This is a genomic window from Treponema sp. UBA6852 (assembly GCA_002449305.1).
Taxonomy (GTDB): Bacteria; Spirochaetota; Spirochaetia; order Treponematales; family Treponemataceae; genus Treponema_D.
The window spans coordinates 15,723-32,860 of record DKDI01000044.1; the positions used below are offsets into that span (position 1 = coordinate 15,723).

The window sequence follows — 17,138 nt, forward strand, 5'->3', positions numbered from 1 at the left end:
TATGGCAAAAACAAAATTTTTTAACAGAGAATTAAGCTGGATTGAATTCAACGCAAGAGTTCTAAATGAGTCATTAAGAAAAGAAGTTCCGCTTTTGGAGCGCCTTCGATTTCTTGCAATAACAGAAAGCAACTTTGACGAATTTTTTCAAGTAAGAGTCGCAAGTATAAAACGCCGCCTTCAAAATTCCCAAGGAAAAAATTTTGCTGACTCAAGCGGACTGACTGATTCCGCTGTGCTCAAAAAAATTTCAGAAAAAACACGCGCGCTTATAAAACTGCAATATTCAACGCTTATGAACGATGTCTTGCCGTCTCTTGCAAATGAAGGCTTTGTTTACGTTCCTTCAAAAAACTACACGCAGGCGCAGGAAGCATTTGCAGAAAATCTTTTCAAGCATGAAATTTTTCCGCTTTTAACGCCATTAAGAACTGACACAGATGTTTTTCCTCACGTAGGCGCGCTTTGCCTGACCGCGGCATTTCTTCTTGAGCCAATGGAAGGCGTAAGAAAAATCAAAAATGCGCTTTCAACTTCGCAGGAATCAGATATTGTTGCGCTGGTTCAAATTCCATCTGCAATCAACAGAATTGTGTGGCTTCCGTCTTCAGGAGGAACAAAGCAGTTCGCGCTTATTGACGACATAATCCGGCTTTACGGAACAAAACTTTTTCCGGGCTACAAAGTTCAGGAAACAATGCTGTTTAAAATAGCACGAGATGCGGATTTTGCAGTAAATGAAGATTCCGGAGAACATTTTATTCAGGCAATGGAAGAAGTTCTTGAAAAACGTCAGTCTTCATTCGCAGTAAGAATGACTTACGATTTTGCAAGTGAAAAGCTTCTAAAATTTTTAAAGCAACAGCTTAAGCTTTCAAATGAAGATGTTTACGAAGCCTGCGGAATTCTTGATCCTTCATCTTTGGACGATCTTTTTAATATTGAAGGTGCGGAAAAATACATTTATCCTGAATGGGAGCATTTCTTTCCAAATTCGCTTCCAGAAGAAGGAACTTACTGGAACGTTTTCAGGCAGCAGGATATTCTTTTAAATGTTCCTTACGAAAGCTATGATCCGGTTGTAAATTTTATACATCAAGCGGCGCACGACGAGCAGGTTCTTGCAATAAAAATGACTTTGTACAGAACAGGAAGCAATAGCCCGATTGTAAAAGCGTTAAAAGAAGCGGCTCAAAACGGAAAGCAAGTTACAGTTTTTGTTGAACTTAAAGCCCGTTTTGATGAAAAACGGAACATTTCCTGGGCAGAAGAACTTGAAAAAGCAGGTGCGATTGTTGTCTACGGAATTGTAAATTTAAAAGTCCATGCAAAAATATGTCTTGTTGTAAGACGTGAAAGCGACGGAATCCGACGTTATGCGCACATAGGAACAGGAAACTACAACCCAAAAACTGCAAAGCTTTATCAAGACTTGTCAGTTTTTACAACAAACCACGAGCTTGTAAACGATGCAACTTTATTCTTTAATGTAATCTCTGGATACAGCGCGCTTCAGACAATGCATCATCTTTACATGGCGCCTGTAACTTTAAAAAGTCGTCTTCTTGAGCTTATCGAACGGGAAATTCAGCAAAGTACAAAAGAAACTCCAGGGCATATTGTTGCAAAAATGAACAGCCTTTGCCATCCGCAGATAATTGAAGCGCTTTATAAAGCAAGCAATGCAGGCGTAAAAATAGAGCTTAACATCCGCGGAATCTGCACATTAGTTCCCGGTGTAAAAGGCATGAGTGAAAACATAAAAGTTGTAAGCATTGTGGACAGATACCTTGAGCATTCAAGAATTTTTTATTTCCAAAACGGCGGCTCTGAAGAAATCTATTTAAGCAGTGCAGACTGGATGGAAAGAAACCTTGACAAGCGTATTGAACTCATGTTCCCTATTTCTGACAAAAAAGTATTCAAAACAGTCAAAGAAATTTTGTTTTTGTATTTCCAAGACAACACGCACAGCCACATTTTGCAAAAAACAGGACTTTGGAAACAACTTTCTCCAGAAAAAAATGAGCAGGCAGTCCGAGTTCAGGAAGTCCTTTATAAAAAATATAAGAAAAAAGCTGATATAAAAAAGAATACGCCACGTGCAGAATTTATTGTACGTCGCAAATAAAACTGTCATTCCTGCACTTGATACGGAAATTTCTTGCTGTATGCAAACAAAAAAAACTGTCCAGATTTTTGGACAGTTTTTTCATTTTAAATAAACTTTTCTTTTTTATCTTTCGCGGAAAATAATACGACCGCGGTTCAAATCATAAGGCGAAAGCTCTACTTTTACACTGTCGCCAGGAACAATACGAATATAGTGCTTGCGCATTTTTCCACTAAGATGTCCCAAAATAATATGGCCATTTTTTAATTCAACACGGAACATTGTGTTAGGCAATGCTTCTTTTACAATTCCTTCAACTTCTATAGCCTCGTCTTTACTAGCCACAATTCCTCCAAAAAAATGTTTGCCTTTTTGACAAAATATTCGTATACTATTATGAACAAAACATTTAAGACTGTCAACATCAAACACTGAAATCAAAGACAGTTTTACAGGGGAAGGCTCAAATGAAAAAAGAATTTGTAGATAAACAGAAAAAAAAGTTAATCGCAGAAAGAAATGAAATCCTTGATTCACTGGCAGGACGCAATGAGCAGCTTACAAAGCTTGTTGACACATTGGAATCCGGCGATGATGTAGACATTGCATCTGACACAATTGATAGAACACTTCTTAACTCGCTTGGAGAAGCTGACCAGCGCAGGCTTACAATGATTGACAGGGCATTGGATAGAATCCGCCAGGAAACTTACGGACAGTGCTTGTCATGCGGAAAACAAATTCCAGAAGCTCGCCTTGAAGCTCTTCCGTATGCAGTTCTTTGCGTAGAATGCCAGGCAAAAGAAGAGCGCAAAAACCGCTAGCAAATTTCTTGAGTTTTTAAAGATCCGTCTTCATAGTACGAAAGTTCTGTGTAGCCGGATTTTTTTACGTATTCAATAGCCTCATCAAACCACCAGTCAATTCCAGAAGCAGAATGCGCATCAGAAGTTATCGTAACAGGAACATTTTTTTCTTTTAAAAGCGACAAAAAATATGGCGACGGATAAGGAAGTTGCATTCCGCTTCTTAAAATTCCGCCGGTATTCACTTCAACGCAAACTTCAGCCTTTGCAACAACTTTTGCAACTTCTTTAAGCTCGTTTTTATACCACTGCGAATTTTCGTCAAAAAGATTTCTTCCACCTAAATTTTGCTTTCTAATCAAGTCCGCATGACCTAAAAAAGTAAATGAAGATTTTTCAAGCATTTCGCGTTCTAAAGAAAAATATTCCTGAACAGCTTTTTTTACGTTTCCACCAAAACATTCTTTTATTTTTTCGCAAACTGAATCTTGATTTCCGTCAGCTTCAAAAAATCCTTTTTTTCCGAGAACAAAATGAACAGAGCCAATCAGAAAGTCAGGATTAAATTTTTCATAGTTCTTGAAATCCGGACTGCAAACTCCCGCAATATAGTCAGCCTCAAATCCTGCATAAATTTTTATTCTGCCGGAATATTTTTTCTTCAGACGCAAAATTTCTTTTATATATTCTTCGTGGGAATTGGACGGAATGTGCCAGTCGCTTGAAAACGGATACATTGAATGGCTTGAAAATCCCAAGATGCCTATTTTCTTTTCGATTGCGGATTCAACCATTTCTTCAGGCGTATTTTTTCCGTCGCAAAAAGTTGAATGCGTGTGAAAATTTGATTTTATCATAAAATATTCCGTTTTTTTTAGGAATTGGAATGCAAGATTTCTATAACTTTGCCCAAAACTACAGACGGTTTTTGTGGCTTAACAAGGTAGCTTCTTGCGCCCAAAGAAAGCGCCTGCATTACAACTTCTTTTGCTGCAGCCTTTGAATATACAATAACAGGAATCTGCAAGCCTTTCCGCTGAAAATTCTTAAGAACATTGATTCCGTCCATATCCGGCAAATACAAATCCATAATAACAGCGTCGTATTCTTTTTCAGTTGAAAGCGAATCAAAAAAAGCAGCGGCTGTTTCAAAAAGGTCAGTTTCACCGCTTACAGAAGAAAATGTATTTTGCAAAAGCTTGCGCACAACAATGTCATCGTCAATAACTGCAATGCGCATCATGCTTCCAAAATTTCCTTCGAGATTGCTTTTAGAATCAATAAATCCCAAAACAGATTCTTCTGCAGTCTTGTCAGAAGTCAAAACTTTATCACAAACAAATTCCTTGATATTATAATTTGAATCTTGGTCAACCATAAATCCAACAATAGATTCAATGTCACTGGAAACTTGAATTCCAAAATATTCAGGATGCCCTTTTACAAGCTCTTTTGTAAAAACATCATTTGTCAGAATTTTTATATATTTGTTCGGGATTCTTCCTTCCGCGGAAATATTGTCAATCAAAAGCTCAAGGTTCATGCCGTCAACAAAGCTAAGCTGAATATTTGTCAGCATCAGGATAACCTTGGGAACATTTATTTTGTAATGGTCAATAAGTTCCGCAAGCCTGTATTTTAGAAGCATGAGTTTTTCACGGTTAAGCCCAAACGCAACTTCAATAAAAATCAGACTTCCGTTCAAATGGACATCAAGAATGCAAGACGTTTTGTCCATTGAAAATTCAATCTGAAGAATTTTTCCCACAGCCTCAAAAAAGACATCAAACTTAACCGGCCTGGAAAAATATTTTACTACATTGTATTCAACAAGATTTGCAATTTTTGAGCGTTCAATTACAGGACCCGTAATTATTATGGGAATTTTGCGCGCATTTGGATCAACACTCTTTTTTTCCAAAAGGTGCATTACATCTTCTGAAAGTCCGTCTTCCGCCTCAATGATTATCAAATTAGGAAGCAGAGTTATCATTTTTGTATAGGCTTCTCTACTAGAAACTGACTCAAGCGAAATTTGCTCAGTTGAAAATTTGTCATGCAAAAAACCGCCGAATAAAGAAGAGCAGTCTATAAGAAGTACCGATTTCATAATATACATAATACTTCATAAATTGTATAATTTCAATTATAAACACAGTCTGAACCACTTGCACAAATGCAGTTCAACTCACGGAGGAAAAATGAAAAAAGCAGTAATTCTTTTGGCAAACGGATTTGAAGAAATAGAAGCTCTTTCACCGGCAGACTATCTTCGCAGGGCAGGGGCTGAAGTTATAATCGCAGCAACCGGAACTTCTTCCAGAAATGTTGAAGGCGCGCATAAAATTCTTGTAACTGCCGACATGACGCTGGACACATATTTTTCAACTGAAAAAGAACTGCCTGACGCAGTCGTTATTCCAGGCGGAATGCCCGGGGCAAAAAATATAAGCGAATGCGCAAAAGCAATGGAATTTATAAACCAAATGTTCAAGGCAAAAAAACTTGTGGCTGCAATTTGCGCTTCTCCAGCAGTCGTTCTTGGCAAAACTGAAATTCTCAACGGAAAAAACTGGACTTGCTACCCGGAAATGGAAAAAAGCCTCTCAAAAGAAATTCAAAAAAATCACAAAATTCAGCCGGTTGTTACAGATGAAAATTTAGTAACAGGAAGAGGTCCTGGAACTGCGGAACAATTTTCAATGGAAATTGTAAGAATTTTATTTGGCGAAGAAACAAAAGAAAAAATTATGGAATCCTCTGTCCAAAGAAAATGCTAGTCTAGTTTTCTCTTTTATGTGTTTGAAAAGTGCCGCTGTTAAGATTTCCACTTGAATTCAACTTGAACGAAAATCCATTGTACGTTGTAAGAAATTCTGTGCGGGTTTTAACATCGAGCATTTTGTAAAGCTCAACCATGCGGGCTTTTATAGTGCTTTCAGAAACACCATGAAGCAAGGCGATTTTGCTGTATTTTTTTCCTTCTAAAACAGAAGACAAAAATTCAATGTCGCGAGAAGAACATTCTGAGCTATCAAGAATTTTTATTCGCTTTACTGATTCCGCCTTTTTAAAAATCGGATAAAGAACTGCAAAAGCAACAAAGCCCATATAAACAGCCCCGGCAATATGCGCAAGCGAAAGTAAAAAAACAAGCGAGCCTGATCTAAAAAATTGTGTTGTCAAAGAAACCACAGGAAGAATCATAAAAACACAAGTCTTAATGCTTCTGTAACTTTTGAAAAAATTAGAAAAGTTCAAAAACAAAAACGAAAGTCCAAGGCACAAAACACCAAGAATATTTCCGTTATCAAAAAAATTTCCTATTCCGTAGCAATAAAAAAGAACTGAATAGCAGCGAAAATCTAAAGGGTCAAAACAAAGACGCAAAAAAAGAAGAAATGCAGAAATATTTATAGCGATTCTAATAAACTTTCTTATATCGTCAAGATTTTGTGAATCGTCAGTAAAAAACTGAAACAAACTTACAATCAGACAAAACGCTGTAATTGTAGCTCCAATCCGACCTAAAATTTCCCATAATTTTTTTTCGTCAAAATCCATTTTTGTTTCTGCGGATTCATTTTAAGTCCCTTGATTCCGCCAAGACTTTTGCAATCTCTCCTATATAAATTGTATGAAAATCATTTTTTCTATAATACTGATTACAAAATTTCTCTTCCACAAATTTAAATGGATCTAACTCCTGCGAATAAAGTTTTTGGCAAAACAAGACAAGCCGAGCCTGCTTTATCCAGGGAGTTCCATTCATATATTCAACATCGAGTTTCGTCGCGCGGAATTTATCTTCGTTGCGTCCTGAATGGCAGCCACAGTAATCAAGGGCAGTTTTGTATTTTTCAGGAAGAAAACTCAATGAAAAAGTATCTGTTTCGTCTATAATTTCCTTTGTATATCTTGAAGGACGAATGTAAACCGTCGCCACATTTTTGTTCCAAAGAACACCCAAACCGCCCCAGTTCGCTGTCATTGTATTCGGACGCCCTGTAATAATATTTCCGTCATCTGAAATTTTTTTTGTGCAAGCTGTAATAAGCATCTGGTCTTTTCCAATCAGCTTGAACGGATTATCTAAAATCGCCTCTGGCTTTATAACTTTCAACATAAATTTTCCACTCCTTTTAAAAAAATTCGACTTTCAGTTTTAAAATACGTTTGGGCAAGACACGCTTATTCTCAAGGACTTGACTCACCCGTTTTTACGGTTTGGATAAACCCATAAATAAAAAAAGCCGGTCTGAACTTATCAAACCGACTTCCACTCAAATTTGGAGATGACCGGACTTGAACCGGTTACCTCTTGCATGCCATGCAAGCGCTCTAGCCAGGTGAGCTACACCCCCTTAAATATTTTTAAATTTTACCAAAAAATAATAACAAGGTCAATACATCAAAAAAAGTTATTCCCAAAGGTTTTGCCTAGAATCTTTGGGAAACTTCCTTGTTAACAGCGAATTTCTAAACTGATCTGATGTCCTTTATTTCAGCGTTATTGGATTCAAGCAAAGATTTTAATTCCACTTCGGAAATATTTGAAACTTTTACAGTAACAGTTCTGTGCTTGGAATCGCTGGCATCAGAAGTTACAAGTGAAACAATGTTTCCATTTTTTTCCGCAATAGCCGCAGCAAGTTTTGCAAGTTCGCCAGGGATTTCATTGACAACTGCAACTGCTCGCACGCCAGGAGTTCTTGTGTTGAACATATCGATAAATGTCGCAAACAAATCGGATTCAGTTACAACACCAACAAGAAGATTTTCCTTTACAACTGGAAGACAACTGATTCCGTAGTCATTCATAAGACGGGCGGCTTCTTCAACAGTTTGGTTTGCTGTTGTTGTCTTTACAGATTTTACCATTGTTTTTTCAACTGAAAGCTTGCTTAGCAAATATCCAAGTTCAAACATATCAAGGCTTGTTGCCGCGCTAGGAGAAGCTTTCGCCAAATCAGTATTTGTAATAATTCCAACGAGTGCGCCGCTTCTGTCAACAACAGGAAGCTTTTTTATTTTGTTTCTGCTCATAGTTTCTTTTGCTTCAAGAACAGAAGCTTCTGGTTCGATTGTTATAGGATTTTCAGTCATAACATCTTTTACTAGCATAATCAGCCTCCTAAATATGCAGATTTTACTGCACTGTCTTTTATCAAGTCTTGAGCGTTTCCACTTTTTGAAATCACGCCTGTTTCAAGTATATATGCACGGTTGGCAATTGACAACGCTTTGTATGCATTCTGCTCAACCAAAAGAATTGTTGTTCCTGCCGAGCTGATTTTTTCAATTATGTTGAAAATTTCATCAACAAGGATTGGGGCAAGTCCCATGCTTGGCTCATCAAGCAAAAGAAGCGACGGTTTTGACATAAGCGCGCGGGCCATTGCAAGCATCTGCTGTTCACCGCCGGAAAGTGTTCCTGAAATTTGTCCTATTCTCTCTTTTAAACGCGGAAAAAGCTCAAAGCACCATTCCATGTCAGTTTTGACTGCGTCTTTGTCCTTGCGTGAATAAGCACCCATTTCAAGGTTTTCTTTTACGCTCATATTTGCAAAAACCCTGCGGCCTTCCGGAACTTGAATAAGCCCAAGCTGAACAATTTTGTCCGCGCTCATATTCGTTATGTCTTTTCCTTCAAATTTTATTGTTCCGCTTGACTTTTTTACAAGGTTGCTGATTGAATGAAGCGTTGTGGTTTTTCCAGCTCCGTTTGAACCTATGAGTGTAATGACTTCGCCTTTTTCAACATTGAAAGAAATTCCTTTTAATGCCTTGATTGCTCCATAAGAAACAACAAGATTTTCAACTTCAAGCATGCTCATTTTTTCCTCCAACATCTTCATAGCCAGAACCAAGATATGCTTTTATAACTTCTTCATTTGACTGAATTTCAGCAGGAAGCCCAGAAGCAATTACACGTCCGTAGTTTAAAACCATGAGTCTCTCGCAAATTCCCATTACAAGCTTCATGTCGTGCTCAATCAAAAGAACTGTGAGATTAAATTTTTTGCGGATAAACGAAATCAGTTCCATAAGCTCTTCTGTTTCCTGACCGTTCATTCCAGCAGCCGGCTCATCAAGCAAAAGAAGCTTTGGATTGGAAGCAAGAGCACGGCAAATTTCAAGTTTGCGCTGTTCTCCATAAGGCAAGTTGTGCGCAAGCTCATTTTTCTTGGAATCAAGATGAAAAATAGAAAGTAAAAGATCCGTTTTTTCCTGCATGATTTTTTCGTCATTGCGGAATTTTTTGGTTCTGAGCAAAACATCAAGCGGCGTAACAGTTCTAGTTTGGTGAAGTGCAATTTTTATGTTTTCAGCGGCAGTCAAATGACCAAAAAGCCTGATATTCTGAAATGTGCGGGCTATGCCTATTCTATTTAACTGGGCAGGCGACTTTCCGCTTACAACCTGAATATTTCCGTCGCGTCCAACAAATGTAATTGTTCCAGAAGTCGGCTTATAAATTCCCGAAAGCATATTGAAAACTGTTGTTTTTCCAGCTCCGTTCGGACCAATAAGTCCAATCAATTCGCCCTGATAAAGCTCAAGGTCAAAATCACTTACGGCGCGCAAACCGCCAAAAACAATCGAAATATCTTTTGCACGAAGAAGAAGCTCTTTTTTTTCTGTAGAAACTGCGCTCATTTTCTTCCTCCTTGCTTTTTAAACAATCTGGCAAAAAATCCAGGAATTCCATCGTATATTTTTATAAAGCTCAATTCTTTTGTTCCAAGAAGCCCCTGCGGACGGAAAAGCATTACAAAAATCAGAACAACTGGATAAATAAGCAAACGATAATCGCGCAAGAATCTAAGAGCTTCCTGAAGAATTGTAAGAACAAAAGCCGCAAGAATTCCACCGGTTATGCTTCCCATTCCGCCCAAAACAACGAAAATCAAATCATTAATTGAGTTATTAAAAGAAGCCAAATCAGGTTTTATGAATCCAATAAACGGAGCATAAAGAGCACCTCCAATTCCAGCAATAAATGAAGCGATTACGAAACCTGTCATTTTATAGCGGAAAACTCCGATTCCATTGCTGTTTGCCGCAACTTCATCTTCACGCACTGCAAGAATCGCCCTTCCGTAAGTTGAACGCAAAAAATTCTGAAGAAGAACAACAATCACAACAAGCGAGCCAATCACCGCAAGATAAGAAATTGATGCGCTGTGGTCAAGTGAAGTTGTAAAAATCGTGCTGAATTGTTTTCCATTCGGGCCGCCTGTTATAGACTTTAAATTTATAAGGCAAACTCTGATAATTTCACCAAAGGCAAGCGTTACAATCGCAAGATAATCGCCTTCAAGTTTAAGTGTTGGAAATCCAATCAAGAACCCCAAGAATGCCGCAATAAGACCGCCAAGCAAAATGCTCACAGGCAAAGGAATTCCGGCTTCTGTAAGAATAATAACTGAATATGCTCCAAGCGCCTGAAATCCGGCCTGTCCCAAAGAAAGCTGTCCTGTAATTCCACAGATAACATTTACACTGATTGCCATGATTGCATTTACACCGCCAAGAGTTATAATCTGAGCAGTGTAAGCATCTATCAGAGGCATTCCAAGCGGCAAATCCATAAGAACCGCAGGAACTGCAATGCAGACAAAGGCGATAACAAAAAGAATTATTGTATTTCTAGTAAACTTGTCTTTCATTCCGCCGCTCCTAAACTTTTACAACTTCTTTTTTACCAAGCAAACCTGCTGGCTTAACAAGAAGAATTACAATTAAAATGCAGTAAGAAATGGCATCGGCATACTGTGAAGAAATATAAGCCTTGGTCATAGTTTCCGCAATTCCAAGAATAACACCGCCAACCATTGCGCCAGGAATAGAACCAATTCCGCCTAAAACAGCCGCAACAAATGCTTTGAGTCCAGGAATATATCCCATGAACGGATCAACTTGCGGATAAGCAGTTGCATACAAAACTCCGCCCGCTCCAGCAAGAACTGAACCTATTACAAATGTAATTGCAATCGTTTTATTTACGTTTACACCCATAAGACTTGCGGCTCCAAGGTCATAGCTTACAGCGCGCATGGCACGTCCTGTTTTTGTGTAATTGATTATGTAATTCAAAATTACCATAAGAACTGCTGAAGAAATAATTACAATCAGCTGAATATTGCTTATCTGCACTGAACCAAATGTAAAAAATTTTGTTTCCATTGTAGGGAATTGACGTGGGTTCGGTCCTACAAAAGGAAGAACACGCATAGCATTCTGAAGAATAAGTTCAACCGCGATCGCCGTAATAAGAGAATTTAAACGTGGCGCATTTCTCAAAGGTCTGTAGGCACAACGCTCAATAGCAAGACTTAAAACCGCGCAGACAATCATTGCGCCCAAAAATGCAAGAACAAGCCCAAGCGGAGTCGGACCTGTCGCAGTCAAAACAAAGTATCCTGTATAAGCTCCAATCATCATAACATCGCCATGAGCAAAGTTAATGAGCTTTACTATTCCATATACCATTGTATACCCAAGAGCAATCAAGGCATATATGCTGCCCAAAGAAAGCCCGTTGACAAGTTGCTTAAAAAAAGTATCCAACGTATCCTCCAAGAAAAAAATCCTACTGATTTTACTATAAATTCATAAAAATAAAAAGGGGCGTTCCTCAATTAAGAAGAACACCCCATTGTGTCAGAATGTTAAAAACTGATTTTATTCACTATTTGCTAATATCAACTGTAGCCGCATAAGCTGTAGAAAGTTTTCCGTTTTCCTTTACAAGCTTAATCATTACAGCCGATTTTACAGGATTTCGTTTTTCATCAAATACAATGTGTCCTGTTACGTAGTTTCCGTTAGTCTTTTCAAATGCGTCACGGATTTTTGCAGTATCTGTAGTTGTTCCAGATTTTTCCATTGCGTCCTTGAGCATATAAACACTGTCATATCCAAGAGCAGCAAAAGAGTTAGGAGATTTTCCGTATTTTGCCTTGAAAGAATTTACGAATTTCTGAACAGCAGGACTGTCTGAATCTTCCGCATAGTGATTTGAATAATATCCGTTAAGAACTTCATCACCAGCATTTCCAGTAAGTCCATCCCATCCGTCTGCGCCTACGATTGGAGTGTTTATTCCCTGGGCACGAAGCTGTTTTGCAATAAGAGCAACAGTTCCATAATAATCAGGAAGATAAACTACATCAGGTTTTGCTGATTTTATTTTTGTAAGCTGAGCATTAAAATCCTTGTCGCCAGTATTATAAGATTCCTTTGCAACAACCTTTCCGCCCAAAGAAGTATACTCAGCAACAAAGTTTTCCATAAGACCTACAGAATAGTCGTTTCCAATATCATAAAGAACAGCCGCATTTTTTGTATTAAGATTTGAAAATGCAAATTTTCCGCCGACTTTTCCCTGGAACGGATCGATAAAACAAGTGCGGAAAATGTAGTTTCCCGCGTCAGTTATTGCAGGAGCTGTTGCGGCAGGAGCAATCTGAAGCACTTTCTGAGCCTGAGCCTGCTTTGTAATAGCAATTGTACATCCAGAAGTAAGAGAACCGATTATAATGCGAGCTCTGTCTCTTGTAACAAGCTTTTTATATGCGTTTACTGATTTTGCAGCGTCGCCTTCATCATCTTCGCAGATAAACTGAACTTGCTGGCCGTTAATTCCTCCAGCCGCATTGATTTCAGAAACGGCAAGGTCAATTCCGTTTTTACATTCAACTCCATAAACTGCCACTGCACCAGAAAGAGGTGCAACTCCGCCGATTTTAACAGTTTTTCCCTTTGGTGCGGCAAATGCAACAGCAGAAAAAGCCATTGCGCCTAAAACTAATGCTTTTGAAAATTTACTCATAAATCCTCCTGCGGAATTTTTGCAAATAAAAATGCAACTTCCCACATCTATAATTTATGAGGCAATTTTATACAATTGTTGAAATTTAGTAAACAAGAATTTTAAATATATTTAAAAAAATACAGCCGCCCTTAAAAAAAGGACGGCTTTGAAGCTGAATACAAATAGAATTATGCTTCAGCAGGTGCTTCTGTTTCAGCGGCAGGAGCAGCTTCAGCAGCGGCTTTTTTAGCAAGTTTTGCTTCTACCTGAGCTTTGTTTTTAAGAGCAGCCTTACAGAACTTGCAAATCTTAACTTTTTTTCCGTCTATTTCCTGATCGTACAAAGTCTTAATCTGCTGTTTTCCACAAACAGGGCAAACTCCGCGACCATGATTAGGATCTTTACGGATTCCAGTTCCACGATGAGCTTTAGACATTGCTTACTCCTTATGCGTCAGCTTTTTCAGCTTTTTTTGCAGACTTTTTAGCGGCTTTTTCTTCTTCAGCTGAAGAATCAGGCAGCTTGTAGTCAACCAATTCAAAAATTACAGTGTCTGCCGCATCACCCTGGCGGAATCCAAGTTTAAGGATGCGTGTGTAACCGCCGTTGCGTTCCTTCATGCGAGGTCCGATTTCTGTAAAAAGCTTGTTCAGAATCTTCTCATCAGCAATAAATTTAGCAACAGTTCTTCTGTTGTGAACAGAATCAACTTTTGCACGTGTAATTAATTTTTCTGCGGCTTTGCGTACTTCTTTAGCCTTAGCTTCTGTTGTAGTAATGCGCTCATATCTAAAAAGCGAAGTTACCATGTTGCGAGTCATTGCGCGGCGATGGGCTGTTGTACGTGAAAGCGGATTAAATCCATTTCTGTGGTTCATTCGTTTTCGTCCTTATGTTTACCTAAGTCAACATCTTTAAGGTGGCTATAATCAGTCATTCCAAGAGTCAAGCCATGCTCTTCAAGTTTTGCTTTGATTTCTTCAAGGCTCTTTTTTCCGAAGTTACGAGTTTTTGTAATGTCGTCTTCAGTTTTCTTGGTCAACTCACCAATTGTTCTAATGTTTGCATTCTTAAGACAGTTTGAACTGCGAACAGAAAGCTCAAGCTCTTCTACCGAAGTATTAAGAAGCTGGCGAATCTTTTCGTCCCCTTCATCAAGCTCATCGCTGCCAGAATACTCACTTTCATTAAAGTTGACAAAAATAGCAAAATAATCTTTAGCAATTTTTGCAGCTTCAGCAAGCGCATCTTCTGGAGTAATTGAACCATCAGTCCAAATCTCAAGAATCAGTTTATCATAGTCGTTTCGCTGTCCTACACGGCAAGGTTCAATTGAATACTTAACCTTTGGCACAGGCGTAAAGATACAGTCCATTGCAATTGTACCAACAATTTCAATGTAATGTTCGTTTACTTCAGCAGGAACATAACCTCTTCCAAGGTCAACCTGGAACTCAATCTCAAGATGCGCGCCTTCCATCATGGTAAAGATTTCAAGATCTTTAGACATAATTTCAAGCTGACCTTCTTTCGCCAAGTCATCACTTTTTACAGTGCCAGGTCCTTTGAATTCATAGAAGAAAGTTTCCTGCTCAACGTCCCGCGGCAGGCGCAAACGAATCTGTTTCAAACTGTTCAAAACTTCCAAAGTATCTTCTGAAATATTTGGAATTGTCTCGAACTCGCTGGAAATTACATGAGGAACACCGTCTGCATCATAAGAAGTAATACGAACTGAAGAAATTGCATATCCCTGAATAGAAGAAAGAAGTACACGGCGGAGTGTGTTTCCGACTGTTGTACCAAATCCTGGCTCAAATGGATACGCAGTGAACTTTCCGTAATTCGGATTGTTCTCCAGATGTTCAAATATAATTCCCTTCGGTTTCTTAAAACCCTTAAGCAGATTTTTGCGAGCCAATCTGAACTCCTTATTTATCCCGAAAAACTGAAAAAACAGAATTCCGGGCTTGCATTATCATTAACCGGAACTTAAAGAACCGGTTATCGTCATTACATGCGGCGTGTCTTGCGCGGACGGCATCCGTTATGAGGAATCGGAGTAATATCAGAAATTGATTTTACCTTGAGTCCCAATGTACCAAGAACACGTATTGCGTTTTCGCGGCCCATTCCAGGTCCTTTTACAAATACATGAACTTCACGCAAACCATAGCTTGCCGCACGCTGAACAGCAGTTTCTGCTACAGACTGTGCTGCAAATGGAGTAGATTTTTTTGCTCCTCTGAATCCCAAACCGCCAGAAGAAGCCCAAGCGATTGCGTTTCCTCTTAAGTCTGTGATTGTAACAATAGTGTTGTTGAAAGTAGCCTGAATATAGATATTACCTTCAAAAACGCTTTTTTTCTCTTTTCTCTTTTTTACAGTTGTTGCCATCTGTTACCTCGCTTAAGCCTTCTTCTTGTTAGCAACGGTCTTTTTCTTACCTTTGCGTGTACGAGAATTGGTGCGTGTGCGCTGACCGCGGCAAGGAAGACCCTTACGGTGGCGAAGTCCACGATAGCTTCCAATATCCATAAGACGTTTAATGTTAAGACCGATTTCAGAGCGAAGACGTCCTTCAGTCTTAAAATTCTCATCAATATATTTACGGAGCTTTGTAAGATCATCTTCTGAAAGATCATTCAAATGTGCATGTGGATCTACATTTGTCGCTTCGCAAATCTTATTAGCTGATGAACGGCCAATACCATATACGTATGTCAATGCGATATTGACATGTTTGTTTGGGAGATCAACACCCGCAATACGTGCCATCAGTTACTCCTCAGCCCTGTCTCTGTTTATGCTTTGGGTTTTCGCAGATAATGCGGATAATTCCGTTTCTCTTGATTACCTTGCATTTGTCGCAGATGGGCTTTACGCTGGTTCGTACTTTCATAAAAGTCCCCTTGGAAAACATGTATACATCGAATCATGGCAATCCGAAGTGAAATTTCTACACCATGGATTACAATCCGATGCACCGCTGTAAAAAACAGCAGTGCAATAATATAACATAATTTTCCTAACTTAATCTAGTCCTAATCACGAAATTTTACAAATTACGCGATTTCAATCCCTTCTTTGTAAGTCCGTCATGGTGATGCATTTTAAGAAGAGCCTCAACCTGAGCCATAGTATCAATATCAACACCGACCAAAATCAGCAACGAAGTACCGCCCATCAACATAGAAATTGACGCAGGGAACTTAAATAAAATTTGAATCAATGTAGGAAGCAAAGCAATTGCAGCAAGATACAGTGAACCAGGAAGAATCAGACGGTTCAAAACCTTCTGAAGATATTCCTCAGTCTTGTCAGTTCTGATTCCAGGAATGGAACCGCCGTTTTCACGGATATTCTTAGCGATTTCAGTGGGGTTCAGGGTTACCTGAGTGTAGAAGTATGCAAAGAATACAATCAACAACACTTCGATGAAATTATACCAAAAACCAAGTGGATTCAAAACTGCCGCAACCTTCATAAGCCATGTAGCTTTTGTTGAAAGACTGTTTGCAATCTGAAGAGGGAAAGTCAAGAATGCAGAAGCAAAAATGATTGGAATGACTCCCGACGGATTGATTTTAAAAGGAATGTAAGTGCTCTGTCCGCCATACATTTTGCGTCCAACAACACGCTTTGCGTAATGAACAGGAATTTTGCGTTCACCAGACTGCTCAAAAACAACAAGTCCGATAATAGCAAGAAACAGGAACACTGCAACAACAACGAAAACAACATTTATGTCTTCATTGCGTACACCTCTAATCAATTCATAGACAGCACTTGGAAGACGTGCGACGATACCAGCAAAGATAATCATTGAAATACCATTGCCAATACCACGCGCAGTAATCTGGTTGCCCATCCAAACTGTAATCATAGAACCTGTGGTTACAGTAAGAATAGCAAGAAGATTAAAATAGACCTTGTTATCGAAAATAATCGCTCCAGGAATCTGCTGGTTGATGGAATCAGCATAAACTGTAATGGCCATAGACTGAATCAGACAAACAATTATTGTTCCGACACGAGTCCAGCCCTGCACTTTCTGCTGACCGCCTTCTTCCTGCGCAATTCTCTTGAGCGATGGAAAAATAACAAGTGCGAGCTGCATGATAATCTGTGTAGAAATGTAAGGCATTACACCAAGCATGAACACAGAAAATCTTTCAAATGCACCACCCGCAAAAAAGTCCATGTAACTGGCAAACGCACTTTCTGCGCCACTAGCAAGATTGTCAAAATACTGCAAAAGCAATGTGGCATTGATGCCTGGAATAGTAAGAACACTTCCCAAGCGGAAAACAGCAAGAATGAGCAATGTAAAAAGAAGCTTTGAACGCAATTCTTTTACTTTGAACATATTTACAACTGGATTGTTTGCCATTTAGT

General features: G+C 38.9%; 21 protein-coding genes and 1 tRNA gene. 3 read left to right on the forward strand and 19 right to left on the reverse strand.

Annotated elements, in window-relative coordinates; translation table 11 throughout:
* Window position 1: 1 nt before the first annotated feature.
* On the forward strand, window positions 2-2,131 hold the full coding sequence (gene ppk1 / locus B3209_RS09710) for a polyphosphate kinase 1 (protein WP_296091797.1): 2,130 nt from the start codon (window positions 2-4) through the stop codon (window positions 2,129-2,131).
* Between the two features lie 105 nt (window positions 2,132-2,236).
* Here the strand turns inward: ppk1 and infA are convergent, their stop codons facing one another.
* A complete protein-coding gene (gene infA / locus B3209_RS09715) occupies window positions 2,237-2,458 on the reverse strand; it encodes a translation initiation factor IF-1 (protein WP_013702528.1) in 222 nt (73 codons plus the stop codon).
* A 122-nt stretch (window positions 2,459-2,580) separates the two neighbouring features.
* On the opposite strand from infA, the gene B3209_RS09720 reads away from it, so the two are divergent.
* Window positions 2,581-2,937 carry a TraR/DksA family transcriptional regulator gene (locus B3209_RS09720; RefSeq protein ID WP_013702529.1) on the forward strand — a complete coding sequence of 119 codons (357 nt, stop codon included), beginning with the start codon at window positions 2,581-2,583 and terminating at the stop codon, window positions 2,935-2,937.
* On the opposite strand, the gene B3209_RS09725 is transcribed toward B3209_RS09720, so the two are convergent.
* Window positions 2,934-3,776 carry a histidinol-phosphatase gene (locus B3209_RS09725; RefSeq protein WP_296662290.1) on the reverse strand — a complete coding sequence of 281 codons (843 nt, stop codon included), beginning with the start codon at window positions 3,774-3,776 and terminating at the stop codon, window positions 2,934-2,936. The genes B3209_RS09720 and B3209_RS09725 overlap by 4 nt on opposite strands.
* A gap of 17 nt (window positions 3,777-3,793) precedes the next feature.
* On the reverse strand, window positions 3,794-5,029 hold the full coding sequence (locus B3209_RS09730; RefSeq protein WP_296662291.1) for a response regulator: 1,236 nt from the start codon (window positions 5,027-5,029) through the stop codon (window positions 3,794-3,796).
* 91 nt (window positions 5,030-5,120) lie between these two features.
* Between B3209_RS09730 and B3209_RS09735 the strand changes: the two genes are divergently transcribed.
* Window positions 5,121-5,699 (forward strand): DJ-1 family glyoxalase III, encoded by a 579-nt coding sequence (locus tag B3209_RS09735; RefSeq protein ID WP_296662292.1) that lies wholly within the window; start codon window positions 5,121-5,123, stop codon window positions 5,697-5,699.
* Between the two features lies 1 nt (window position 5,700).
* Here B3209_RS09735 and B3209_RS09740 read toward each other — a convergent pair whose 3' ends face one another.
* From B3209_RS09740 to secY, 16 genes are all read right to left on the reverse strand, one after another.
* A complete protein-coding gene (locus tag B3209_RS09740) occupies window positions 5,701-6,483 on the reverse strand; it encodes a hypothetical protein (protein ID WP_296030759.1) in 783 nt (260 codons plus the stop codon).
* A gap of 16 nt (window positions 6,484-6,499) precedes the next feature.
* Window positions 6,500-7,045 (reverse strand): flavin reductase family protein, encoded by a 546-nt coding sequence (locus B3209_RS09745; protein WP_296662293.1) that lies wholly within the window; start codon window positions 7,043-7,045, stop codon window positions 6,500-6,502.
* Between the two features lie 164 nt (window positions 7,046-7,209).
* Window positions 7,210-7,283: transfer RNA gene (locus tag B3209_RS09750), tRNA-Ala, on the reverse strand.
* Between the two features lie 115 nt (window positions 7,284-7,398).
* Window positions 7,399-8,043: a CBS and ACT domain-containing protein gene (locus tag B3209_RS09755; RefSeq protein WP_296662294.1), complete on the reverse strand. Its 645-nt coding sequence runs from the start codon at window positions 8,041-8,043 to the stop codon at window positions 7,399-7,401.
* A gap of 2 nt (window positions 8,044-8,045) precedes the next feature.
* Entirely contained in the window at window positions 8,046-8,750 is a 705-nt protein-coding gene (locus B3209_RS09760) for an ABC transporter ATP-binding protein (protein WP_296091844.1), read from the reverse strand.
* A complete protein-coding gene (locus B3209_RS09765; protein WP_296662295.1) occupies window positions 8,743-9,579 on the reverse strand; it encodes an ABC transporter ATP-binding protein in 837 nt (278 codons plus the stop codon). Before B3209_RS09765 ends, B3209_RS09760 begins: the two co-directional genes overlap by 8 nt.
* The gene (locus B3209_RS09770; protein WP_296091788.1) at window positions 9,576-10,592 is read right to left on the reverse strand and encodes a branched-chain amino acid ABC transporter permease; all 1,017 of its coding nucleotides are present in this window, start codon (window positions 10,590-10,592) and stop codon (window positions 9,576-9,578) included. Before B3209_RS09770 ends, B3209_RS09765 begins: the two co-directional genes overlap by 4 nt.
* Before the next feature lie 10 nt (window positions 10,593-10,602).
* Window positions 10,603-11,493: a branched-chain amino acid ABC transporter permease gene (locus B3209_RS09775; RefSeq protein ID WP_296091785.1), complete on the reverse strand. Its 891-nt coding sequence runs from the start codon at window positions 11,491-11,493 to the stop codon at window positions 10,603-10,605.
* Window positions 11,494-11,614: 121 nt separating this feature from the next.
* Window positions 11,615-12,757, reverse strand: coding sequence for an ABC transporter substrate-binding protein (locus tag B3209_RS09780; protein ID WP_296662296.1), 1,143 nt, complete (start codon window positions 12,755-12,757; stop codon window positions 11,615-11,617).
* A 170-nt stretch (window positions 12,758-12,927) separates the two neighbouring features.
* Entirely contained in the window at window positions 12,928-13,176 is a 249-nt protein-coding gene (locus B3209_RS09785; RefSeq protein ID WP_295795683.1) for a hypothetical protein, read from the reverse strand.
* A 10-nt stretch (window positions 13,177-13,186) separates the two neighbouring features.
* Window positions 13,187-13,618, reverse strand: a complete 432-nt coding sequence (gene rplQ / locus B3209_RS09790) for a 50S ribosomal protein L17 (RefSeq protein WP_273353425.1) — start codon at window positions 13,616-13,618, stop codon at window positions 13,187-13,189.
* On the reverse strand, window positions 13,615-14,661 hold the full coding sequence (locus B3209_RS09795) for a DNA-directed RNA polymerase subunit alpha (protein ID WP_013702544.1): 1,047 nt from the start codon (window positions 14,659-14,661) through the stop codon (window positions 13,615-13,617). The genes rplQ and B3209_RS09795 overlap by 4 nt, the downstream gene beginning before the upstream one ends.
* Window positions 14,662-14,753: 92 nt before the next feature.
* The gene (gene rpsK / locus B3209_RS09800; protein WP_013702545.1) at window positions 14,754-15,137 is read right to left on the reverse strand and encodes a 30S ribosomal protein S11; all 384 of its coding nucleotides are present in this window, start codon (window positions 15,135-15,137) and stop codon (window positions 14,754-14,756) included.
* Between the two features lie 12 nt (window positions 15,138-15,149).
* Window positions 15,150-15,518: a 30S ribosomal protein S13 gene (rpsM, locus tag B3209_RS09805; RefSeq protein WP_013702546.1), complete on the reverse strand. Its 369-nt coding sequence runs from the start codon at window positions 15,516-15,518 to the stop codon at window positions 15,150-15,152.
* 10 nt (window positions 15,519-15,528) lie between these two features.
* The gene (gene rpmJ, locus B3209_RS09810) at window positions 15,529-15,642 is read right to left on the reverse strand and encodes a 50S ribosomal protein L36 (RefSeq protein ID WP_013702547.1); all 114 of its coding nucleotides are present in this window, start codon (window positions 15,640-15,642) and stop codon (window positions 15,529-15,531) included.
* A 156-nt stretch (window positions 15,643-15,798) separates the two neighbouring features.
* Window positions 15,799-17,133, reverse strand: coding sequence for a preprotein translocase subunit SecY (gene secY, locus B3209_RS09815; protein ID WP_013702548.1), 1,335 nt, complete (start codon window positions 17,131-17,133; stop codon window positions 15,799-15,801).
* Between the last annotated feature and the right edge of the window lie 5 nt (window positions 17,134-17,138).

What these genes read in the sequence shown, in the direction of transcription:
- ppk1 (WP_296091797.1), top strand. Translation starts at nt 2, where the DNA reads ATGGCAAAAACAAAATTTTTTAACAGAGAATTAAGCTGGATTGAATTC.
- B3209_RS09720 (WP_013702529.1), top strand. Translation starts at nt 2,581, where the DNA reads ATGAAAAAAGAATTTGTAGATAAACAGAAAAAAAAGTTAATCGCAGAA.
- B3209_RS09725 (WP_296662290.1), bottom strand. Translation starts at nt 3,776, where the DNA reads ATGATAAAATCAAATTTTCACACGCATTCAACTTTTTGCGACGGAAAA.
- B3209_RS09730 (WP_296662291.1), bottom strand. Translation starts at nt 5,029, where the DNA reads ATGAAATCGGTACTTCTTATAGACTGCTCTTCTTTATTCGGCGGTTTT.
- B3209_RS09735 (WP_296662292.1), top strand. Translation starts at nt 5,121, where the DNA reads ATGAAAAAAGCAGTAATTCTTTTGGCAAACGGATTTGAAGAAATAGAA.
- B3209_RS09740 (WP_296030759.1), bottom strand. Translation starts at nt 6,483, where the DNA reads ATGGATTTTGACGAAAAAAAATTATGGGAAATTTTAGGTCGGATTGGA.
- B3209_RS09745 (WP_296662293.1), bottom strand. Translation starts at nt 7,045, where the DNA reads ATGTTGAAAGTTATAAAGCCAGAGGCGATTTTAGATAATCCGTTCAAG.
- B3209_RS09755 (WP_296662294.1), bottom strand. Translation starts at nt 8,043, where the DNA reads ATGCTAGTAAAAGATGTTATGACTGAAAATCCTATAACAATCGAACCA.
- B3209_RS09760 (WP_296091844.1), bottom strand. Translation starts at nt 8,750, where the DNA reads ATGCTTGAAGTTGAAAATCTTGTTGTTTCTTATGGAGCAATCAAGGCA.
- B3209_RS09765 (WP_296662295.1), bottom strand. Translation starts at nt 9,579, where the DNA reads ATGAGCGCAGTTTCTACAGAAAAAAAAGAGCTTCTTCTTCGTGCAAAA.
- B3209_RS09770 (WP_296091788.1), bottom strand. Translation starts at nt 10,592, where the DNA reads ATGAAAGACAAGTTTACTAGAAATACAATAATTCTTTTTGTTATCGCC.
- B3209_RS09780 (WP_296662296.1), bottom strand. Translation starts at nt 12,757, where the DNA reads ATGAGTAAATTTTCAAAAGCATTAGTTTTAGGCGCAATGGCTTTTTCT.
- B3209_RS09785 (WP_295795683.1), bottom strand. Translation starts at nt 13,176, where the DNA reads ATGTCTAAAGCTCATCGTGGAACTGGAATCCGTAAAGATCCTAATCAT.
- rplQ (WP_273353425.1), bottom strand. Translation starts at nt 13,618, where the DNA reads ATGAACCACAGAAATGGATTTAATCCGCTTTCACGTACAACAGCCCAT.
- rpsK (WP_013702545.1), bottom strand. Translation starts at nt 15,137, where the DNA reads ATGGCAACAACTGTAAAAAAGAGAAAAGAGAAAAAAAGCGTTTTTGAA.
- rpsM (WP_013702546.1), bottom strand. Translation starts at nt 15,518, where the DNA reads ATGGCACGTATTGCGGGTGTTGATCTCCCAAACAAACATGTCAATATC.
- rpmJ (WP_013702547.1), bottom strand. Translation starts at nt 15,642, where the DNA reads ATGAAAGTACGAACCAGCGTAAAGCCCATCTGCGACAAATGCAAGGTA.
- secY (WP_013702548.1), bottom strand. Translation starts at nt 17,133, where the DNA reads ATGGCAAACAATCCAGTTGTAAATATGTTCAAAGTAAAAGAATTGCGT.